The organism is Vibrio sp. 10N.222.55.C6 (genome assembly GCF_041473395.1).
GTDB lineage: Bacteria > Pseudomonadota > Gammaproteobacteria > Enterobacterales > Vibrionaceae > Vibrio > Vibrio crassostreae_C.
The window spans coordinates 1-403 of the sequence record NZ_JBFRSD010000638.1 but is presented as its reverse complement, the minus strand read 5'-3'; the positions used below and the strand labels follow the sequence as shown (position 1 = coordinate 403).

1 protein-coding gene is annotated in these 403 nt (G+C 48.1%); it reads right to left on the bottom strand.

Translation table 11 applies throughout. The features are described 5' to 3' along the window. Positions 1-403, bottom strand: a 403-nt coding sequence (locus AB4486_RS25425) for a carbohydrate porin (protein WP_372119493.1), incomplete at both ends; no start/stop codon positions are given.

Here is a 403-nt window from a genome sequence, read left to right as displayed (position 1 = left end):
CCCAGAAGCTAGAGCCAGCAGACCATGCTTGAGCAACAGTTAGTTTACCGAACTTGTTCTCTGCACCGTCGTTATCATCGATAGCGTAACCAGCTTCGAAGATAGTTTTGTGGTTGTCATCCCATTTGTACATTGGACGTACAACTACAGACATTGCTTCCCACTTGTCTTGGCCAGCCCACATGTCTTCACCAACACCGTATACTAACTGGTGACCCATTTCCCAGTTTTCGCCCATGCCGATTACACCCCAGTTGATTAGGCGGTAACCAGATGCGCCACTGTCAGCTTCTGCACCGTACCAGCTACCGTCGCCGTAGAATGCCATTGTTTTAGAGTAGCCTTCTGTACCGTACTGGAATACTGTTTTGTTGAAGCCTGAATCTAGACCTTGAGTCAATTC